Source organism: Actinokineospora sp. NPDC004072 (assembly GCF_053604195.1).
Map to the genome: position 1 here is coordinate 1 of NZ_JBSGHB010000001.1, position 19,742 is coordinate 19,742.

The window sequence follows — 19,742 nt, forward strand, 5'->3', positions numbered from 1 at the left end:
GCGTGAAGGCGGTGAAGGCGGGCGGAGCCCGTTCACGCCCTGGCCAGTTTAGCGGCGTTTCGCTCCCCGCGAATGCGAGTCCACCCCATCGGACAGGCTTCGGGCGCGCGTTCCTGTTGAGTGGGTGGGCGCGTCGCTGTTGGTGGGTGGGGCGGTTGCTGTTTGGTGGGTGGGCGCGTCGCTGTTGGTGGGTGGGGCGGTTGCTGTTTGGTGGGTGGGCGCGTCGCTGTTGGTGGGTGGGGCGGTTGCCCTTGTGTAGCAGTCTTCGTAGGCGGCTAGGACGTTGGGCCAGGTGCAGTGGGAGGGTTCGGTGGCGTGGTTGTGGTGGGCGATGCGGTGTCTGCGGGGGTGGTCTGTGGAGAGGGTTACTAGTGCGTCGACTAGGTCGCAGGTGCTTGCGCAGAGCAAGCCTTCGCGGTCGTGGTGGATGAAGTCGGCTATGCCGTTGCCCGATCGGGCGATTACGGGGACGCCTGCGGTGCGGGCTTCCAGGGCGGCGATGCCGAAGGCTTCCAAGGGGGCCGGGGCGAGGAAGAGGTGGGCGGTGGCCAGCAGGTCCCTGATCCGGGGGCGGTCGAGTCGTCCGGTTAGGCGGATGGCGTCGGTTAGGCCGCAGCGGTCGATGTAGCGGCGGAGGAGGGGGAGGGTGGGGCCGTCGCCGACGATGGTGGCGCGGAGTCGGCCGCTGAGGCGGGTGTTGGCGGCGGCGAGCAGGCGCACCAGTTGCAGCGGCTTCTTGCGCGGGGCCAGCCTGCCGACGGCCAGGGCGCGGATCGAGCCGTCCTGGTCGGTGTCGGGGCGGGTGGTGGGGCGCCAGGTGGCCGGGTCGATGCCGTTGGGGATGACGGCGATCTCCCGGTGCGGCAGCGCCGCGCGGACGAGTCCGCCTGCGGCGCGGCTCACCGCGGTGACGACCACCCGGGCGCGGTCGTGCGGCGCAAGGCGCTGGGCGACGCGGTAGGACGCCTGGGTGAGCGGGTCCCACATGCTGTGCACGGTGACCACCAGCGGCAGGCTCCAGCGCAGGCAGGCGTGCACGGCCTGCCACGCGAACGGCGACACCGCGCCGACGTGCACGTGCACCACGCGCGGGCGCAGCTCGGCGAACAGCTGGCGCAGCCGCGCGCCCGGCCACGGGTGCACGGGCAGCTCGAACGGCAGCGGCGCGCACACCCGGTGCACCGGGGGGAGTCCGGAAGGGACACCCGACCCGGGGGTCGCGGTGATGACGGCGACCTCGTGCCCCGCCCCGAGCTGGCGGCAGGCCAGGTCGCCGACCTGCACCTCGATCCCGCCGAGCCGCGGGTGGAAGCAGTCGCTCACGTGCACGATCATCCGGGCACCTCGCGTCGGGACTCGCCGCTGATCGGGTTACCAGCGCCTGAGTATGTCGAGCGCTGGGAGACTCGACGCCGTGCGACACACCTGCGTGTTCTTTCATGCCCATCCGGATGACGAGGCGCTGCTGACGGCGGGGACGATGGCCCGGCTGGCGGCGGAGGGGCACCGGGTGGTGCTCGTCGTCGCCACCGCGGGCGAGCGCGGGCTGTCCGGGTGCGACGGTGGCGACCTCGGGCGGGCGCGCCTGGCCGAGCTGCACGCCTCGGCCCGGGTGCTCGGCTGCGCTCGCGTGGAGTCGTTGGGCTACCGCGACTCCGGGACGACCGGGGACCACCCGGACGGGTTCGCCGCGGTCGACCCGCACGCGGCCGCGGCGCGGCTCGCCGACCTGCTCCGCGACGAGGGCGCCGACCTGCTGACCGGGTACGACCCCGCGGGCGGCTACGGCCACCCCGACCACGTGCAGGTGCACCGGGTCGGCGCGCTCGCGGCCGGGCTGGCGGGCACGCCCCGGTACCTGGAGGCCACTGTGGACCGCGACGCGCTGCTGCTGGCGCTGCGCCTGGCCGGGCTGTGCCACCGCTTCCCGCCCGAGTTCGACATCCGCCGCTTCGAGACCGCCTACAGCCCCCGCTCGGCCATCACCCACCGGGTGCGGGTGGGCGCCTTCGCCGAGGCCAAGCGGGCCAGCCTGGCCGCGCACGCCAGCCAGGCGGGCGGCGGGGACGCCGAGCGGACGGTCGCCGCGCTGCTGCGCCTGCCCCGCCCGCTGTTCCGGCTGGCGCTGGGCACCGAGTGGTACGTGCAGCCCGGCCTGCCGCGGCGGCGCGTGCGCGATCACCCGCTGGCCGACCGGTGACGGTCACGACGCCGCGCGTGGTCGTCGCGGTGTGCTCGACCATCGGCGCGGTGGTGCTGCTGGTGGTGGCGCTGCCCGCGGTCGCCGGGACGGACTGGGCGGCCATCGGCCGTGTGCTCGGGATGGTGTCCGCGCCCGCGGCGGTGGGGCTGGTCGCGGTCTGGCTGGCGGGGCTGTGGTCCTACACCTACGTGCTCACCGGGTCGCTGCCCGGGCTGGGCAACGCCCAGGCGCTCGTGCTGAACCTCGCGGGCAGCGCGGTGAGCAACGTGCTGCCGCTGGGCGGGGCCGCCGGGGTCGCGGTGACCTTCGCGCTGACCCGCAGCTGGGGGCACGCCCGCGGGCCGGTGGTCGTCTCCACGCTGGTCACCGGCCTGTGGAACATCCTGTCGCGGCTCGTGCTCGGCGTGGTCGGGGTCGGCGCGCTGCTGGCCGCGGGGCCGACGTCGAACTGGGTCGGCCTGGCCACCGCCGTGGTCCCGCTGCTCGCGGTCGTCGTCGCGGTCGCGGTGCTGGGGCGGCGGCGCGTGCTGGATGCCGTCGTCGCCGGGGTGGGGCGGGTGCTGCCCCGGCGCTGGCGGCGGTCGCTGCCGGAGATGGTCGGCCGGTTCCGGCAGGACGCGGGCCGGGTGGTCGCGGCCGGGTGGCGGCGGATGAGCGCGGGCATGGCCGCCGCGACCGCGCTGCAGGGGGTGCTGTTCGCCGCCTGCCTGGCCGCCACCGGCGTGCGCCCGGGCGCGGCCCTGCTGATCGCGGCGTTCGCGCTGAGCCGGGTGCTGACCGCGGTGGCGGTGACCCCCAACGGCTTCGGCATCACCGAGCCCGCCACCGTCGGCCTGCTGATCGCCTACGGCGCGCCGCCTGCGGAGACGGCGGCGGCGGTCGTGCTGTTCACCTTCTTCACCTACCTGGTGGAGATCCCGCTGGGCGCGGTCGGCTTCCTGGTCTGGGCGCTGCTGCGGCGCTGGCGGGAGCAGGCCCCCGGGGCCGACCGCGTCCGCGGCGGGTGAGCGCCCGCTAGCCCAGCGCCGCGTCGGCGGGCCGGTAGGTCAGGCAGTTGGCCGCGTGCGAGCCCTGGCCGGGGCCGACGCGCACGCCGGACGCGGTGCACTCCAGGTCGGCGTTGTGCACGCAGTCCACGCGCGAGCAGGCGCCCACCTGGGCGATGACCTTCGGCAGGCCGCCCTTCTCCTGCAGGGGGACGAACGTGCCGCAGTCGGCGGAGCCGTCGATGCCGTTGACGGTGATCGCGTAGGCGTGGCAGCCGTCGTGGTTGTAGGAGCAGTTGGTGACCGTGCATTCGTTGACGGCGGGCATCTCCATCGTTGTCATGATCGCTCCAGGGTCCTCGGATCGCCGGTACCCAACGGACGGTTGCACCGGTCGAACAGGGCCGCAACCTGGAGATAAGCGTTGCCTAACCTTGGCTGCCAAGGGTTTCACCCGCCCGTTGCGATCGCGTCAGCGGGCGGTCAGCGGCTAAACTTGACTCATTCAAGTATGTCCGGCAGACTCCGCGGCGTGCCAGCGACCTCGGACCTCGAACGCCTGCTGCGCGGGGCGAACCTCCGCGTGACGCGCCCGCGTGTCGCGGTGCTGTCCGCCGTGCACGCCCACCCGCACGCCGACACCGACTCGATCATCGGGGTCGTCCGGGCGGCGTTGGGGGAGGTGTCCCACCAAGCCGTCTACGACGTGCTGCGCGCGTTGACTTCGGCCGGGCTCCTGCGCCGCATCCAGCCGCAGGGGTCCGTCGCGCGCTACGAGGCGCGCGTGGGGGACAACCACCACCACGTGGTGTGCCGGTCGTGCGGTGTGATCGCGGATGTCGACTGCGCGGTCGGGGAGGCCCCCTGCCTGACCGCGGCGCAGAGCCACGGCTTCGAGATCGACGAGGCCGAGGTCGTCTACTGGGGCCGCTGCCCCGAGTGCTCGGCCAGTTCCTGAGCGCCCCACCCCCCGTTGAACCCGGAGAGGATGTTCGTGTCTGACAGCCCAGACGCCGTTGTTGGAGAGTTGAACGTCGAGGAGACCGGCCAGTGCCCGGTTTCGGCGGGGCGCCGCAAGCACCCGACCGAGGGCGCGGGCAACCGCGACTGGTGGCCCAACCAGCTCAACCTCAAAATCCTGCGCAAGCACGCGCCCGCGTCCAACCCGATGGACCCCGACTTCGACTACGCCGCGGAGTTCCAGACCCTCGACCTCGACGCGCTGCGCGCGGACATCTTCGAGGTCATGACCACCTCGCAGGACTGGTGGCCCGCCGACTACGGCCACTACGGCCCGCTGTTCATCCGGATGGCGTGGCACAGCGCGGGCACCTACCGCGTGACCGACGGCCGCGGCGGCGCGGGCGCGGGCATGCAGCGCTTCGCCCCGCTCAACAGCTGGCCGGACAACGGCAACCTGGACAAGGCCCGCAGGCTGCTCTGGCCGATCAAGCAGAAGTACGGCCGCAAGATCTCCTGGGCCGACCTGATGATCTTCGCGGGCAACTGCGCGCTGGAGTCGATGGGCGCCAAGACCTTCGGCTTCGCCGGTGGGCGCGCCGACGTCTTCGAGCCCGACGAGGACGTCTACTGGGGCCCGGAGACCACCTGGCTCGGCGACGAGCGCTACACCGGCGACCGGGAGTTGGAGAACCCGCTGGCCGCGGTGCAGATGGGCCTGATCTACGTCAACCCCGAGGGCCCCAACGGCTCCGGCGACCCGCTGGCCTCCGCGCGCGACATCCGGGAGACCTTCGCCCGGATGGCGATGAACGACGAGGAGACCGTCGCGCTGATCGCGGGCGGCCACACCTTCGGCAAGACCCACGGCGCCGGTGACCCGGCCAACGTGGGCCCGGAGCCGGAGGGCGCGCCGCTGGAGGAGCAGGGCCTGGGCTGGAAGAACAGCCTCGGCACCGGCAAGGGCGGCGACACGATCACCAGCGGCCTGGAGGGCGCCTGGACGCCCACCCCGACCACCTGGGACAACAGCTTCTTCGAGACGCTGTTCGGCTACGAGTGGGAGCTGACCTACAGCCCCGCGGGCGCCAAGCAGTGGAAGCCCAAGGACGGCGCGGGCGCGGGCACGGTGCCCGACGCGCACGACCCGTCGGTCACCCACGCCCCGACGATGACCACCGCGGACATCGCCCTGCGCGTGGACCCGGTCTACGAGCAGATCTCCCGGCGCTTCCTGGCGAACCCCGACGAGTTCGCCGACGCCTTCGCCCGCGCGTGGTTCAAGCTGACCCACCGCGACATGGGCCCGGTCTCGCGCTACCTCGGCCCGCTGGTGCCGCAGGAGACGATGATCTGGCAGGACCCGATCCCGCCGGTGACCCACGAGCTGGTCGACGCGGCCGACATCGCCGCGCTCAAGGAGCGGATCCTCGCCTCCGGCCTGTCGGTGTCGCAGCTGGTCACCACCGCGTGGGCGTCGGCGTCGACCTTCCGCGGCAGCGACAAGCGCGGCGGGGCCAACGGCGCCCGCATCCGGCTGGAGCCGCAGCGCGGCTGGGAGGTCAACGAGCCCGACGCGCTGGCCGAGGTGCTGGCCGTGCTGGAGGGCGTCAAGGCGGGCTTCGGCAAGCCGGTCTCGCTGGCCGACCTGATCGTCCTCGGCGGCTGCGCCGCGGTGGAGAAGGCGGCCAGGGACGCGGGCTTCGACATCGAGGTCCCGTTCACCCCGGGCCGGGCCGACGCCAGCCAGGAGGAGACCGACGTCGAGTCCTTCGCGGTGCTGGAGCCGACCGCGGACGGCTTCCGCAACTACCTCGGCAAGGGCAACCGCCTGCCCGCCGAGTACCTGCTGGTCGACCGGGCGAACCTGCTCACCCTGACCGCGCCGGAGATGACCGTCCTGGTCGGCGGCCTGCGCGTGCTGGGCGCCAACCACCAGCGCTCGCCGCTGGGCGTGCTCACCGGCACGCCGGGCACGCTGACCAACGACTTCTTCGTCAACCTGCTCGACATGGGCACGACGTGGAAGCCGACCTCGGCGGACGCGCAGTCCTTCCACGGCTACGACCCGGTCACCGGGGAGCTGAAGTGGACCGCCAGCCGCGTCGACCTGCTCTTCGGCTCGAACTCCGAGCTGCGGGCGGTGGCCGAGGTGTACGCCAGCGACGACGCGCGGGAGAAGTTCGTCCGCGACTTCGTCGCCGCGTGGGACAAGGTCATGAACCTCGACCGGTTCGACCTCGCCTGATCCGGTAGCGCGCTGCCCAGGTCCGCCCCGTCGGGGCTGGCCTGGGCAGCGCCGTTTCAGCGGTACTGGGCGACCACTTCCGTGGTGGTCAGCTCGCCGTCGACGGTCATGGAGGTCTGGATGCTGTCCTCCGTCACCCACGACCACACGTAGCGCGCGCCCTTGCCCGGCTGGCAGACCATCCAGAGCGGTTCGACGCCGTTGCGGATCAGCTCTCCGGTGTGGACGGTGCAGACGTCCCCGGTGGCCAGGTCCATGCGCCAGGTGAGCGCGCTCTCGACGTCCTCGTAGCGCAGCGGCTCCGGCACGGCGAACACGGTCGTGGCGCGGCCGGTCCAGCAGGCGACCAGCCCGCCGCCCGGGTGCAGGAAGCACGGGTCGTAGGTCTTGCCGCCCGCCGAGCACTCCCAGGCGTCGCCCCGGTCGGTGACGGCGGACTCGAACTCGCAGTCGGCCGTGCCCTCGGCGGGCGCCACGGGCTCGGTCCACGGGTCGAACACCGGCAGGTCGGTGGCGTGCCTGGCCGGTCCGGTGGTGGTCGAGGTCGGCGGCTCGTGCGGATCGGGCGGGTCGGGGTCGAACGCGGGCTCGGCGTGGCTCAGCCAGGCGTCCACCTTCCCGGTGAGCAGCGTCCGCCCGCCCGCCACGGCGACGTCGGCGACCCCGCCGACCTCGGGCAGCCGGGTCCAGCCCGAGCCGGTGGCCGAGGTCCAGACGTAGCTGGCGCCGCTGTCGGCCGCGTGGCCCACCGCGAGGAACCCCGGGCCCCAGTCGCGCAGGTCGTCCAGGACGCGCAGGCTGTCTGCCACGACGGCCGGGTCGCCGAGCCTGCCCGGGTCGATCCCCGCCTGCCGCCACACCCCGTCCCGGCGGAACCAGAACTGCTGGCCGCTGTCGCCCGCGAACGGCGTGGTGACCACCACGACGGTGCCGCGGTTGCCCGCCATCCCCTCGACCATGCCCTCCGGCAGCCCCGGCCCGATGTCCGCCCAGGTGCGGCCGTCGGGGGAGGCGTAAATGCGCGGCGGCAGGATCCGGTGGCCCACCGGGTTGGTCGCGCTGCCCAGCCCCCAGCCGGGGTCGACCAGGAAGCCGTCCGGGGTGGCGGCCGCGGTCGGGAAGCTGTGCGCGGTGACCTCCTCGGCCCCGGGCAGGGTCCGCTGCCTGCCGAACGCGCGGCCGTCGGGGGCGTGCCAGTAGGTGAGCCCGAGGCGTTCGGGGTCGCTGGCCACCACGAGCACCCCGCGGGCCCCGGCCGCCAGGACGAGTTCCGGCTTGGCCTCGGGCACCCGGTCGAGCAGCACCGACGGCTGCCAGTGCTCGCCGTCCTCGGTGCGCCACACGATCAGCGCGGTCGCGGTCCAGCCCAGCAGGTAGGCGGCGGGGCCGTGGGCGGCGGTGTCGACCCGGGCCCGCAGCCGCGGCGGGCTCGTCGGGCGCCAGTCGCGCGCGTTCGCCGAGAACATCAGGCTCGTGCCCGCGGCGAGGAAGCCGCCGTCCCAACCGTCCACACCGGTCTGCGGGCCCGCGTCGATGCGCTGCCACGCCTGCTGCTGCGGCGGCGGGGACGCGCAGGCGGCGAGCAGGAGCAGGGGGATCAGCAGTCGGTGCGCCATACCATCATTCCGTCCAGGCACATCTCGCGCGAGCCGGTCACCGCCGCGGTGCGGAACGGCTTGCCGCCGTCGTCGAGCACGAGTTCGCCGCCCAGCGATCCGGACGTCCACCGCAGGCGCAGCCGCCACTCCGCGGTCCCGGCGGTGAGCGCGGTGATGATCAGGTGCTCCGGCTCGGACCGGTCGATGCGGTAGGGGAACCCGCGCGTCCCCCGCGCGGCGGCGACCGCGGGCCGGGGCCGGTCGAGGTCAACCTCGAACAGCCGCGGCTGCACCTCGCCGCCGCAGGTCGTGCGCAGGAACAGCGCATCAGGCGGCGGCGCGCGGCGGACGACCTCGACCTCGATCGAGTGCAGGACCACGGCGTCGTCGCCGGTGCCCTGCACGGTCACCGCCACCGCCGAGCCCGACGGCTGGATCGTGCCCGCGGGCGGGGTGAACCCCTCCTGCGGGAGGACCTGCTGGCCCTCGTCGGGGACGATCAGCCCGTAGTCGCAGTCGAAGTCGTACTCCACCGCCGCGGCGATGGGGGACTCCGGCGCAGGCGCAGGCGACGACGGCGCAGGCGGCTGCGGCAGCGGGTCGTCGCGGCTGATGACGACCGCGACCAGCCCGGCGGTCAGCAGGACGGCGACAACCGCCAGCGCGACCACGCCGCGGCGGTCGTGGGCGTCACCGATGTGCACATCGCGGGTCGAGCCGGTCTGGATGGCCGAGCCGACCTGGCCATCGATCCGGTTCCGCGTCCTGTCGTGGCTGATGGGACCAGGATAGGGCCGAACAGCCCACCTGATCTTCCCCCGATCGGGGCTTGATCACGGTCACCAGCGGGTGAAGTCGGCGCGGCGGCAGCGAACGCGGTGGGGCAGCTCGGGTCGGGCTAGGCCGGGGAGCAGGTCAAGGGCCAGCACGGCGGTGGCTGGGGTGGCGCGGCGGTCGCCCGCCGAATCATGGCCACCAGCGGGTGACGTCGTTGACTGCCGTGGCGCACTCGGCCGTGGCGCGTAGTCCGCCGTGGGTGCTGATGAGTGGTGTGGCGGCGGTGAGTGCGGTGAGCAGTTCGGGGCGGGCTAGGCCGGGGAGGAGGTGGCGGGTGTCTGTCCAGGATGCGGCTGGGTCGGCGGCTAGTACGGCGGTGACTGCGGCGGCGCGGCGGTCGCCTGGCGAGTGGGCGAGCAGGGCGCGGTGGAAGGCTGGGCTGGTGTGGCGGGCGATGGTGGCCAGGTCGCCGCTGGGGTCGGGGATGTGGGTGGGCAGCAGGTCGATCGCGGCGCGTTCCAGCCGTTCGCGCTCGGTGGGGTCGAGTCGGGGGAGCAGGCGGGCGAGCAACCGCCACGGCCAGCGGGTGGTGCCGATGTTCGGCAGCACGGCGTCGAGCAGGGCGGAGTGGTCGGGCAGGGCGTCGGCCAGCAGCGCGACCGCGTGGGCGTCGAGGCCGACCGGGACGCTGGCCGGGCCGTGCGGGTCGGGGCGGTCCACCCGGCACATGTGGGTCAGCGCCACCTGGGCCGCCCAGTCCCGGCGGTCCGGGGGCAGCCGGTGCGCCAGCGCGGCCAGCGGCAGGTGCCGGACCTGCTCGGGCAGCGCGACCGCCGCGGCGACGTGGGTGTCCACTTCGGACTGACTGAGGTGCTGGGCGAGCATGGCGATCCACTGCGCGGTCTCGTGCCCGCCCGAGATCCGGTTGCGCACCGCCTTGCGCGCCGCGGCGACGTGCTCGGGCCCGGGCCGCAGCACGGCCCAGACGTCCAGGCCGGGCCACCCCGGAACCGGACGCCACCGCGCGGCGGCCACCAGCCGGTCCACCACCTCCCGCGCCCCCAGCACCGGCCGCACCGCGGCGAGGCGGTCGAAGTAGCCGGGGTCGCCGACGGGTGGGACCGTCGGCAGCGCGGCAGCCGCGCGTCGCAGCAGGTCGACGCGCTCGGCGGGCGGCAGGACGTCGGCCAGCTCGATCACCGGCTCGGACGCGCGCTCCTCGGCGGCGGCGCGCACCCGCGGCAGGTCGGCCGACCCGACGTGGCAGGCCAGCGCCGCCAACGCCGCGACCTGCTGGCGCTGGTCGCCCACCACCTGGGCGGTGCGCAGGGCGGCGACGAGGTCCTCCTCGCCCGCGGCGGCGGTGAGCGCGTCGAGCGCCTCGGTGCGGTGCCTGCCGTCCGCCACGCCGCCGACCAGCCCCAGCGCCACCGCCCGGCTGTGCCGGTCCAGATGCGGTGCGACCGCGATCAGCGCGACGGCGCGCGCCGGGCCCGACAGCCGCTCGATGATCGCCAGCGCCTCGCCGCGGAGGTCGTCCCGCCCGTGGTGGGACAGCGCGGCCAGCGGCCCCACCTGGTCGGCCGGGGGCAACCACCGCACGACCTCCTCGACGCGCCCGACCCGGCCGCCGGGGTGCTCGGCCAGCAGCGCGACCGTCTCCGCGAGGCCGAGGGCCAGCGCGGGGCTGCGGCGCCTGAGGCCGGGGCCGGCGGGCGTCTTCGCGTCGAGCAGGTCGGCCAGCGCCTCGTCCAGCGCGATGGACCGGGCCGGTGGCGGGAGGGCGGGGAGGAGGGCGGCCAGCGCGCGGGCGCGCATGGCGGGGAGGGTGTTGAGGGATCGGGCCATGCGCAGGGCACGGGTCAGCGCGGGGCCGTCGAGGTAGCGGCCGATGGGGGTCAGGCGCACGGGGAGGGCGTCGGCGGGGATGCGGTCCAGGACCCGGTTGAGGGTGTGGGACCGGCGAGCGGGGTCGAGGGCGGCGAGGAGGCGGCCGATCGGGGGATCAGCGCCGAAGACCAGGCCGATGCCGTCGGCGGCGAGGGCGGACAGCTCCGCGGCGGCGTGGTCGGCGACCCAGTCCGGGTTCGCGCCGGACTCGGCCCAGCGCAGCGCCAAGGCGCGGCGGGCCGCCGACCACTCGTGCGTGCGGGTCATGCGCGGCTGGACGCGGGCGAGGGCCTGGTCCGAGAGGTGCGGGATCAGGTCGGCCACGGCGTTGGCGGTCGAGCGCTCCTCGTCGCCGCCGCCCAGCACGGCGTCGAGCAGCGCGTCGGCGTCGCCGCACCCGCCCAGCACCCCCAGGATGCGGGCGCGCAGCGGAATGTCCGGGATGCGGCTCATGCGGTGGAACTCGGCGGTGATCCGGCTGCGGTCGGGCTCGGCCAGCATCGGCAGCAGCCGCGCGCCCAGGGTGAACGCGCCGATGTCCCGCAGCGGGAACAGCAGGTTCCAGGCATCCGCCGCGTCCAGCGGGGCCAGCCTGCCCGCGCCGTCGACCAGGGCGGTCAGCAGGGCGACCACGCGCGCGGGGTCCTCGACCGCGGCGATCCGCCGCAGCGCGTCCACCGGCGCCCACACCCGCCGCGCCACCAGCGCCCGCACGACGGCCGGGGCGACCGGGGCCGCGCCCAGCGCCATGGCGGACGAGACGCTGGCGTCCATCAGCGCGTACCGCAGCTCCAGGCCGATGGCGGGGGCCAGCCGCGGCGCGGCCAGGTCGGCGTCCGCCGCCGCGGCCGCGATCTGCTGAGCCACGGCCAGATCGGCGCGGTACTCCCGCGGCGGGCGCAGCCCGAACCACAGGTTCGCCCCGTCGTCGGTCTCCGCCCGCAGCAGCGCGTGCAGCTCGTCGTGCTTGCCCGCGGCGGCGAGGTGCCCGACCAGGTGCCGCGTGCCGTAGCCGTCGTCCAGCCGGGGATCGGCCAGGTAGCGGGCGGTGATCCGCTCGCGCGCGGACGCGGCGGCGCTGCCGAGGCGGTGCAGCTGCAACCGGTCGCCGCTGTGCGCGTCCTGGTGCACCTGCCCGGTGAAGTAGTCGCGCACGGTGTCGTGCCAGACCGACAGCCGCAGGTCCCGGTGGTAGCCGGTGACCACGACGAGGTTCTGCAGGCTGGTCAGCGCCAGCTCGGTGACCAGCCCGGCATCGTCCACCCCGGACAGCGCGCACAGGGCGGCCAGGCCGATCGGCTCGTCGGCGCAGGCCAGGGCGCTCAGCAGCGGCACGGCGAGCGCGCCTGCCGGGTGGTCGCGCTCCAGCTCGCGCAGCCACCAGCTGTAGTACGCCCACAGGTCGCCGGGCAGCCGCGCCACCTCGCGCCCCGCGGCGACCTCGGCGAGCAGGTACCGCAGGAGCAGGAAGTCACCGGCGCACCGGTCCACCAGGCGTTCCCGGAAGCCGTCCGGATCGCCGACCCGATCGCGCAGCACCGGGTCGGCCAACGCGGTGTCGATGTGCGCGCGCAGGTCGTCGGCGGCGGTGTCCGCCCCGATGGTCGCGCCCGCGCTGCCGCCCCACCGCTCGAACAGCTCGCTGCCCTCACGCAGCGTGGCGACGACGTGCACGTTGGCGGGCAGCTCGATCGGCAAGCCGAGCGGCGCGCACCCGCGCACCGGCTCGCCGTCATCGATGCCGTCCACGAGCACGACGACCGACGTGCCCTCCCGCGCGGCGGACGCGGCGGCGTCGGCCAGCAGCTCGGCGAAGGCCGCGGGCGTCTCCGGCCCGCCGCCCAGCGGGCCGAAGCGGTCGGTGAGCTGGTCGGCCAGGGCGCGCCGGGCGCTGCGGGCCAGCCGCCGCGCGGGGTCGTGGGCGGTGAAGTGGTGGGGCCACCGCCGCTGCCGGGCGAGGTGGGCGAGCAGGGTCGTCTTGCCGACGCCCGCCTTGCCCTCGATGAGGAAGTACCCCTGGCCCGCGGTGGCGAGGAACCGGTCGAGCCGGTCGGTCAGCCACCCGCGCGGGGTGAAGGGGACGCGGTCGAGCCGGGCGAACACGTCGGCGTAGCGGTCGGGGCCGGGGTCCGGCCCGCCGGGCGCGCCGACGTTGACCACGGCGGCCTGGATGACGGTGCCCGCCACGCTGCCTGCGTGGAAGGCGTTGGACAGGGGGATGTCGTTCCCGGTCACCCGGCGAACGTAGCAGCGGATTCGGCCGAACGGGCGGCCCCGCGGCGAACGGGAAACCCCGGTCAGCCGGGAGGAGCAGTGGTCGGCACGGCGCTGGGCTCGATGAGCACCAGCTCGACCTCCCACTGGCCCTCGCACCCGCCCCGCCGCACGATCGCCTGCCCGGCCGCGTAGGACCCGGCGGTGAAGAACACCTCGGCCTCGAAGCCCTCGTTGTCCATCCCGGCAGGCCGGTAGCCCGCGGCGGTCACCGCGTCCTGGATGAGGATGGTCAGCTCGTCGATGCGGCGGTCGGACACCGCCTGGGCGCTGAGGTGGCCGTCGGCGCGCTCGACGCGGGTCACCGTCCCCACCTCGGCCAGGGACAGCCCCGCGGGCAGCAGCGCGGTCTGGTCCGGGGGAGCGGGCGTGGGCGCGGCGCAGGTCGCCGTCACCCCGGTGGAGCAACCCGTCAGCAGGACCGCAGCCGCGATCAACGCCCGTCCGATCATGGCGGCCACTGTATGTAATTCTGTGAATGTCCGCAGCTTCTCAGAAGGGTCAAATCGGATGATCGGGTGTTACCGTTTGCCATCGGCGCGTGGGCGCCCCCGTGATCTCGGAGGCAGATGTGGCCAAAGCTCGGCGAGCCCCTGTCTGGATTCTGTCCACAACGGCCGTGATGGCCTTGGTGGGCGGCAGTGCAGTCTCGATCCCCCAACAGGTGACACCCGATCTTGAACCGGTGGCCGGCCCGGTAGGCGCTGAGGAGTGGATGTTCGCCCAGCGGGCCAACCCGGACGGCACCATCCCCGACGCCGCCGTCAAGCAGGCGATCGCCCAGGCGGGCCAGATGCCCGTGGTGACCGGCGGAACCGACCAGGTGTGGCGGGAGCTGGGCCCGGGCAACATCGGCGGCCGCATCCGCGACATCGCCGCCGACCCGACGACCCGGGGCGTGGTCTACATCGCCACCGGCACCGGCGGCCTGTGGCGCACCGACAACGGCGGTGAGACCTTCACACCCTCCTGGCACGACCAGTTACCCCCATCGATGGGCGCGGTGGCCGTCGACTCCAAGGGGGTCGTGTGGGCGGGCACCGGCGAGCCCGACCACGGCGGCGGCTCGGCCTACTACGGCCGCGGCGTCTACAAGTCGACCGACCGCGGCGCGACCTGGACCGGCATGGGCCTGGCCGACGGCGACACCATCGGCCAGATCGTCATCGACCCGCGCAACGACGACCGCGTCTTCGTCGCGGTCATGGGCGCGCTGCACGACACCGAGCCCACGCGCGGGCTGTTCATGACCGAGAACGGCGGCCGGTCCTGGACCCGCGTGATCGCCCCGCCCAGCGCGTCCACCGGCGTGATCGACGTGACGATCAACCAGTCCAACCCGGACATCATGCTGGCGACCACCTGGGACAAGATCCGCGACGAGAAGTCGCGCCTCTACGGCAAGAACTCCTTCCTCTACCGCTCGACCGACGGCGGTCGCACCTGGACGAACGTCCACCAGCCCCCGCTGCCGCAGAGCAGGGACGTGGCAGGCCAGCCCGACTCGGCGACCTACGTCGGCCGCATGGGCGTGGACTTCAGCGACAGCGACCCCAACCGCGCCTACCTCATCTCCAGCACCGCGGGCGGCAACTTCAACGGCTTCTTCACCAGCACCGACGCCGGGGCGACCTGGACGCCCGTCGGCCCGACCTCCGGCGGCACGCTCCAGTCGATCAGCGGCGGGTTCGCCTGGTGGTTCGGCCGCGTCTACGTCGACCCGGTCGACCCGCTGCACGTGTTCGTCGCGGGCGTCAGCCTCGCCGAGAGCCGCGACGGCGGCCGCACCTGGACCACCTCGCGCACCCCGCACGCCGACCAGCACGGCCTGGAGTGGGACCCGTTCACCCCCGGCCGGGTGTACCTGGGCAACGACGGCGGCTTCTACTGGTCGACGGAGAACGGCGCGGCGCAGGGCCTGTGGGCCAAGACCCCGCACCTGCCGATCACCCAGTTCTACGAGATGGACGTCTCCCACCAGGACCCGTCGCGGATCAACGCGGGCGCCCAGGACAACGGCTCCATCAAGTCGTGGGGCCCGGACAACACCGTCACCGGTGACTGGTACGGCTTCGTCGGCGGCGACGGCATGATGAACCGCATCGACCCGACCGACGACCGCAAGTACTACGGGTGCTCGCAGAACGGCGGCTGCCGCGGCTTCGTCGACCGCACCGGCTTCAACATGACGATCCCCGGCGCCCGCAAGAACTGGGTGGCCCCGCTGGAGTTCAGCGGCGCCGACCCGCGCATCATGTTCGGCGCGAGCGAGTACGTCAGCCGGATCAACACCGACGCGGGCCAGCGGGTCTGGCAGCGGATCAGCCCCGACCTGACCGAGGGCACCGAGCCGCGCGCCCCGGGCTTCGGCACCATCACCGCGCTCGGCGTGACCAAGGCCGACCCGAACCTGCTCTACGCGGGCACCGACACCGGCCTGATGTGGGTCAGCCGCAACGCGATGGCCGACCCCGCGCAGGTCACCTGGGAGCGGCTGAGCAGCCCGGTGTTCCCCGGCCGCTGGGTCACCCGGATCACCGTCGACCCGCAGAACCCGAAGGTCGCGTGGGCCAGCTTCTCCGGCTGGCGCTCCGGCGACGGCTACCCGCACCTGGTGATGACCAGCGACGGCGGCCGCACCTGGGCCGACATCGCGGGCAAGAAGATCCCGCAGGCCCCGATCAACGACGTGATCCGGCACCCGTCGAAGCCGCGCTGGCTGTTCATCGCCACCGACGTCGGCGTGTACCGCACGACCAACCTCGGCAAGACCTGGGTGAAGGTGGGGCGGAACCTGCCGCTGGTGCCCGTCCTGGACATCGACATGCCCGCGACCGGCCAGGTGCTCTACGCCGCGACCTACGGGCGCAGCATCTGGACGACGTCCCTGGCCGACGCGCCCTGAGCGGGCGGCAGGACCGGACGCCCTGGCGCACCGCCGGGGCGTTCGGTCTGACCGCGTTGTTCCTGGCGCCGCTGGCGGTGATGGTGCTGGGGTCGCTGCAGCGGCCGCTGCAGGCGCCGCCGGACGGGCTGGACCTGTGGCCGGACCCGGCCGAGTGGTCCAACTACGCCGTCGTGCCGCGGTTCCTGCCGCTGGGCCCGCTGCTGCTCAACTCGCTGCTGCTGGTGGTGGTCGCGGTCCCGGTGACCGTGGTCGTGACCTCGATGGCCGGGCTGGCCATCGCCACCGCGCGCGGGAGGGCCCGGCGGTGGCTGGTCGGGATCTCGGTGGTGATGCTGCTGGTGCCCGCCGCGGCGCTGTGGGTGCCGCGGGTCGTGCTGCTGCGCGGCGCGGGCCTGGCCGACACCCCGCTGACGGTCGCCCTGCTCGCGCTCGCGGGCACCACCCCGTTCTACGTCCTGCTGTTCGCCCTGGCCTGCTCGCGCATCCCGGCGCACCTGGTCGAGGCGGCGGCGCTGGAGGGCATGAGCCCGCTGGCCGTGTGGTGGCGGGTGGCGCTGCCCATGACCCGGCCCGCGGTGGTGGCCGTCGCCGCCCTCTCCGGGTTGTACTACTGGTCCACGTTCATGGATCCGCTGACCCTGGTGTCCTCGCCTGCGAACTGGCCGGTGGCGCTGGGGCTGCGGGGGCTCAGCGAGATGGAGGCCGCCCTGTACCCGATCTACCTCGCCGCCGCGGTCGTGGTGACCGCGCCGGCGCTGCTCGCCTTCGGCATCGGCCAGCGCTCGTTCTTCTCGTCGGTGGGGCGCTCATGAGGGCCCGCGTGCTGGCGCTGGCGGTGCTGCTGGCGGCGGCGGGCTGCGCCGAGCCCGTCGACGACGCCCCGGTGCGGATCACCTTGCAGGTCCGGGCGGAGCCGGAGGAGGCCGCGGTCTACCGCAGCCTCGTCTCGGCCTACACCGGCGGGGAGGTCGAGCTGGTCGCGGTGGGCCGGTCGGACCACCTGACCCGGCTGTCGACCGCCTTCGCCTCCGGCGACGCGCCCGACGTCTTCCTCATCAACTACCGCGACTACGCGCCGTTCGTCGAGCGCGGCGCGGTGCGGCCGATCGGCCCGATGCTCGCCGACCAGGGGGTCGACCTGGGCGGGTACTACGAGCAGCCGCTGCGGGCGTTCACCATCGGCGGCGAGCTGCAGTGCATGCCGCAGAACATCTCCTCGCTGGTCGTGTACTGGAACCGGGCGCTGTTCGCGCAGGCAGGCGCCGAGCCGCCGCGGGACGGGTGGACGTGGGCGGACTTCACCGCCACCGCGCGCAAGCTGACCTCCGGTGGGGTGAAGGGGGTCGGCATCGACCCGTCGATCACCCGGGTGGCGCCGTTCATCTGGAGCAGCGGCGGCGCGATCGTCGACGACGACGCGGCCCCGACCAGGACCACGCTGCACGAGCCCGGGGCGCGGGCGGCGCTGCAGGCGATCATCGACCTGATCGGCAGCGGGGTGACGCCGACGAAGGAGGAGATGGCCGCCCAGGGGCTGGAAGAGCAGTTCATGACCGGCAAGGTGGCCATGTTCCTGAGCTCGCGGGTCGAGGTCCCGGCGCTGCGCGAGCAGCGCGGCCTCGACTTCGACGTGGCCGCGCTGCCGGTCATGGGCCAGCCCGCTTCGGTGCTGCACTCCGACGCCTACTGCATCGCGTCGTCGTCGCCGAACGCCGAGGCCGCCGCCCGGTTCATCGCCTACGCGACCGGGGAGCAGGGGCAGACGATCACCGCGCTGGGCGGGCGGACGGTGCCGTCGCTGCGCTCGGTGGCGACCTCGCCCGCGTTCCTCAGCCCGACCCGCGCGCCCGCGTCGTCGCAGGTGTTCCTGGACGCGATCCCGCACCTGCGGCACACCCCGGTCACGCCTGCGTGGCCGGAGGTGGAGGACGTGATCGGCGACCAGCTGGAGCGCGCGTTCACCGAGGGCGTCCCGCTGGACGAGGTGCTGGCCGAGATCCAGGCCCAGGCCGACCCGCTGCTAGGGCGCAGATGACGCTGCGGGTCGAGGGCGCCAGGAAGGTCTACCGGTCGCGGGGCGGGAGCCGGGTCGAGGCGCTGGCCGGGGTCGACCTGGTCGTCGAGGACGAACTGCTGGTGATCGTCGGGCCGTCAGGCTCGGGGAAGTCGACGCTGCTGCGGGCCATCGCGGGCCTGGAGCCGCTGGACGGCGGCCGGGTGCTGGTCGGCGAGCGGGACGTGACGGACGTGCCCGCCGGTCGCCGGGACGTCGCCATGGTGTTCCAGGAGGCGGCGGTGTTCCCGCACCTGACCGTGGCGGCGAACATCGGCATCGGCGAACGCGCGCGGGGCGCGGGCAAGCGCGCGGTGCGGCAGCGGGTCGCCGAGGTGGCCGAGGCCCTCGACCTCGGCCACCTGCTCGACCGGATGCCCGGCGAGCTCAGCGGCGGCGAGCGGCAGCGGGTCGCCCTGGCCAGGGCCATGCTCCGCGTCCCGGCCGCCTGCCTGCTCGACGAACCGCTGGCCTCGGTCGACGCCGAGTCGCGGTTGCGCCTGCGCGGCGAGATCCGCGCGGTGCAGCGCTCCCTGGGCGTGCCGGTGGTGCACGTGACCCACGACCAGCACGAGGCGATGGCGATGGGCGACCGGGTCGCGGTGATGCACCAGGGCCACCTCCTGCAGTGCGACACCCCGGCGGCCATCTACGCCCGCCCGGCGACGACCGCCGTGGCCCGCATCGTCGGCCCCCTGCCGATGAACCTCATCCCGTCGGCCGACACCACCATCGGCATCCGCCCGGAACGCCTCCGCCTCGGCGGCGACGGGCTCGCCTGCGTCGTGGCGGCGGTCGAGCCAGCGGGGGAGGAGTGCTTGGTCCGCGCGCAGCTGACCGACCCGCCGCAGACCGAGCTCCTGGTCCGGGTCCCCGCGTCCGCGGCCCCCGGCGCGGGTGAGCGGACGACGGTCTCGTGGCGCGCGGAGGACGAGCACCACTTCGACGCGACGACCGGCGAGCGCCGCCCCGCGGGCGGTCGATGATGCGGCGATGGCCCCTGGCGGCGCCCTACCTGGTGGGGTCCGCGTTGCTGGTGGTGGTTCCGCTGGCGGTGGCGGCCGTGCTGGCCTTCACCGACTACTTCGGCTTCACCGCGCCGGAGTTCACCGGCGCGGACAACCTCGTGCGGTTGGCCGGGGACTCGGCGTTCTGGCAGGCGGTCGGGGTCAGCGGGCTCATCGCGCTGGTCGTGGTGCCGCTGCGGATGGCGCTGGCGGTCGGGGCCGCGCTGCTGCTGGCCCGGCGCGGGTACGGGGCGGGGCGGGCGGCGGCCTACCTGCCCTCGGCGATCCCGGACGCGGCGTGGGCGCTGCTGTGGCTGTGGATCCTCAACCCGCTCTACGGGCCGCTGCCCGCGCTGCTGGGCGCGCTCGGGGTGCCCGACCCCGGGTTCCTCACCACGCCCTGGGGGGCGCGGCTCGGCCTGGCGCTGGTCATGGTGTTCCAGGTGGGCGAGGCGTTCACCGTCGCGCTCGCCGCCCGGCTGGCGATCCCGGCGCGCCTGCACGACGCGATCGCGGTGGAGGGCGGGTCGGCCTGGTTCGCCATGACCCGGGTGACCCTGCCGCTGATGGCCCCCATCGTGCTCGTCCTCGCGGTGCGCGACCTGGTGGTCGTGGTGCAGAACGCCTTCGTCCCCGCGCTGCTGGTCACCGGGGGCGGGCCGGTCAACGCGACGGTGACCGCGCCGCTGCTGATCTACCGCCGCGCCTTCGAGTACGGCGAACTCGGCTACGCCAGCACCCTCGCCATCGCCCTGCTGGCGCTGACCGGCGTCGCCGCCGCGCTCCCGCTCTGGCTCGCCGCCCGGCTGGCCGCCCGCCAGCGCGCCTGACCCAGCAC

General features: G+C 74.4%; 15 protein-coding genes. 9 read left to right on the plus strand and 6 right to left on the minus strand.

All coding sequences use genetic code 11. From position 1 onward, the window contains the following. Nucleotides 1–48 precede the first annotated feature (48 nt). Nucleotides 49–1,335 carry a glycosyltransferase gene (locus ACWEPX_RS00005; RefSeq protein WP_451894808.1) on the minus strand — a complete coding sequence of 429 codons (1,287 nt, stop codon included), beginning with the start codon at nucleotides 1,333–1,335 and terminating at the stop codon, nucleotides 49–51. A gap of 79 nt (nucleotides 1,336–1,414) precedes the next feature. Here ACWEPX_RS00005 and ACWEPX_RS00010 point away from each other — a divergent pair, with 79 nt between their 5' ends. Further along, entirely contained in the window at nucleotides 1,415–2,200 is a 786-nt protein-coding gene (locus ACWEPX_RS00010) for a PIG-L deacetylase family protein (RefSeq protein WP_451894809.1), read from the plus strand. After that, the gene (locus ACWEPX_RS00015; protein ID WP_451894810.1) at nucleotides 2,197–3,210 is read left to right on the plus strand and encodes a lysylphosphatidylglycerol synthase transmembrane domain-containing protein; all 1,014 of its coding nucleotides are present in this window, start codon (nucleotides 2,197–2,199) and stop codon (nucleotides 3,208–3,210) included. Before ACWEPX_RS00010 ends, ACWEPX_RS00015 begins: the two co-directional genes overlap by 4 nt. A 7-nt stretch (nucleotides 3,211–3,217) precedes the next feature. Here the strand turns inward: ACWEPX_RS00015 and ACWEPX_RS00020 are convergent, their stop codons facing one another. After that, nucleotides 3,218–3,532, minus strand: coding sequence for a DUF1540 domain-containing protein (locus ACWEPX_RS00020; RefSeq protein ID WP_451894811.1), 315 nt, complete (start codon nucleotides 3,530–3,532; stop codon nucleotides 3,218–3,220). Nucleotides 3,533–3,721: 189 nt separating this feature from the next. On the opposite strand from ACWEPX_RS00020, the gene ACWEPX_RS00025 reads away from it, so the two are divergent. Further along, nucleotides 3,722–4,147, plus strand: a complete 426-nt coding sequence (locus ACWEPX_RS00025; protein WP_451894812.1) for a Fur family transcriptional regulator — start codon at nucleotides 3,722–3,724, stop codon at nucleotides 4,145–4,147. A 36-nt stretch (nucleotides 4,148–4,183) separates the two neighbouring features. Further along, nucleotides 4,184–6,397: a catalase/peroxidase HPI gene (gene katG / locus ACWEPX_RS00030; RefSeq protein WP_451894813.1), complete on the plus strand. Its 2,214-nt coding sequence runs from the start codon at nucleotides 4,184–4,186 to the stop codon at nucleotides 6,395–6,397. 56 nt (nucleotides 6,398–6,453) lie between these two features. Here the strand turns inward: katG and ACWEPX_RS00035 are convergent, their stop codons facing one another. The 4 genes from ACWEPX_RS00035 to ACWEPX_RS00050 all read right to left on the minus strand — a co-directional run bounded on the left by ACWEPX_RS00035 (nucleotide 6,454) and on the right by ACWEPX_RS00050 (nucleotide 13,388). Next, entirely contained in the window at nucleotides 6,454–8,013 is a 1,560-nt protein-coding gene (locus ACWEPX_RS00035; protein WP_451894814.1) for a hypothetical protein, read from the minus strand. After that, nucleotides 7,995–8,699 (minus strand): hypothetical protein, encoded by a 705-nt coding sequence (locus ACWEPX_RS00040; protein WP_451894815.1) that lies wholly within the window; start codon nucleotides 8,697–8,699, stop codon nucleotides 7,995–7,997. Before ACWEPX_RS00040 ends, ACWEPX_RS00035 begins: the two co-directional genes overlap by 19 nt. Nucleotides 8,700–8,961: 262 nt before the next feature. Beyond that, nucleotides 8,962–12,897, minus strand: coding sequence for a hypothetical protein (locus tag ACWEPX_RS00045; protein ID WP_451894816.1), 3,936 nt, complete (start codon nucleotides 12,895–12,897; stop codon nucleotides 8,962–8,964). Between the two features lie 62 nt (nucleotides 12,898–12,959). Then, the gene (locus ACWEPX_RS00050; protein ID WP_451894817.1) at nucleotides 12,960–13,388 is read right to left on the minus strand and encodes a hypothetical protein; all 429 of its coding nucleotides are present in this window, start codon (nucleotides 13,386–13,388) and stop codon (nucleotides 12,960–12,962) included. A gap of 233 nt (nucleotides 13,389–13,621) precedes the next feature. Here ACWEPX_RS00050 and ACWEPX_RS00055 point away from each other — a divergent pair, with 233 nt between their 5' ends. The 5 genes from ACWEPX_RS00055 to ACWEPX_RS00075 are packed head-to-tail and all read left to right on the plus strand — an operon-like array spanning nucleotide 13,622 to nucleotide 19,734. Next, complete coding sequence (locus tag ACWEPX_RS00055) at nucleotides 13,622–15,841, plus strand: WD40/YVTN/BNR-like repeat-containing protein (RefSeq protein WP_451894818.1); 2,220 nt, start codon at nucleotides 13,622–13,624, stop codon at nucleotides 15,839–15,841. 56 nt (nucleotides 15,842–15,897) lie between these two features. Continuing rightward, the gene (locus ACWEPX_RS00060) at nucleotides 15,898–16,656 is read left to right on the plus strand and encodes an ABC transporter permease subunit (protein WP_451894819.1); all 759 of its coding nucleotides are present in this window, start codon (nucleotides 15,898–15,900) and stop codon (nucleotides 16,654–16,656) included. Then, nucleotides 16,653–17,879 (plus strand): ABC transporter substrate-binding protein, encoded by a 1,227-nt coding sequence (locus ACWEPX_RS00065; protein ID WP_451894820.1) that lies wholly within the window; start codon nucleotides 16,653–16,655, stop codon nucleotides 17,877–17,879. Before ACWEPX_RS00060 ends, ACWEPX_RS00065 begins: the two co-directional genes overlap by 4 nt. Further along, nucleotides 17,876–18,883: an ABC transporter ATP-binding protein gene (locus ACWEPX_RS00070; protein ID WP_451894821.1), complete on the plus strand. Its 1,008-nt coding sequence runs from the start codon at nucleotides 17,876–17,878 to the stop codon at nucleotides 18,881–18,883. The genes ACWEPX_RS00065 and ACWEPX_RS00070 overlap by 4 nt, the downstream gene beginning before the upstream one ends. Beyond that, the gene (locus tag ACWEPX_RS00075) at nucleotides 18,883–19,734 is read left to right on the plus strand and encodes a carbohydrate ABC transporter permease (protein ID WP_451894822.1); all 852 of its coding nucleotides are present in this window, start codon (nucleotides 18,883–18,885) and stop codon (nucleotides 19,732–19,734) included. The genes ACWEPX_RS00070 and ACWEPX_RS00075 overlap by 1 nt, the downstream gene beginning before the upstream one ends. The last annotated feature ends 8 nt before the right edge of the window (nucleotides 19,735–19,742 follow it).

What these genes read in the sequence shown, in the direction of transcription:
- ACWEPX_RS00035 (WP_451894814.1), bottom strand. Translation starts at nt 8,013, where the DNA reads ATGGCGCACCGACTGCTGATCCCCCTGCTCCTGCTCGCCGCCTGCGCG.
- ACWEPX_RS00020 (WP_451894811.1), bottom strand. Translation starts at nt 3,532, where the DNA reads ATGACAACGATGGAGATGCCCGCCGTCAACGAATGCACGGTCACCAAC.
- ACWEPX_RS00005 (WP_451894808.1), bottom strand. Translation starts at nt 1,335, where the DNA reads ATGATCGTGCACGTGAGCGACTGCTTCCACCCGCGGCTCGGCGGGATC.
- ACWEPX_RS00050 (WP_451894817.1), bottom strand. Translation starts at nt 13,388, where the DNA reads ATGATCGGACGGGCGTTGATCGCGGCTGCGGTCCTGCTGACGGGTTGC.
- ACWEPX_RS00065 (WP_451894820.1), top strand. Translation starts at nt 16,653, where the DNA reads ATGAGGGCCCGCGTGCTGGCGCTGGCGGTGCTGCTGGCGGCGGCGGGC.
- ACWEPX_RS00070 (WP_451894821.1), top strand. Translation starts at nt 17,876, where the DNA reads ATGACGCTGCGGGTCGAGGGCGCCAGGAAGGTCTACCGGTCGCGGGGC.
- ACWEPX_RS00075 (WP_451894822.1), top strand. Translation starts at nt 18,883, where the DNA reads ATGCGGCGATGGCCCCTGGCGGCGCCCTACCTGGTGGGGTCCGCGTTG.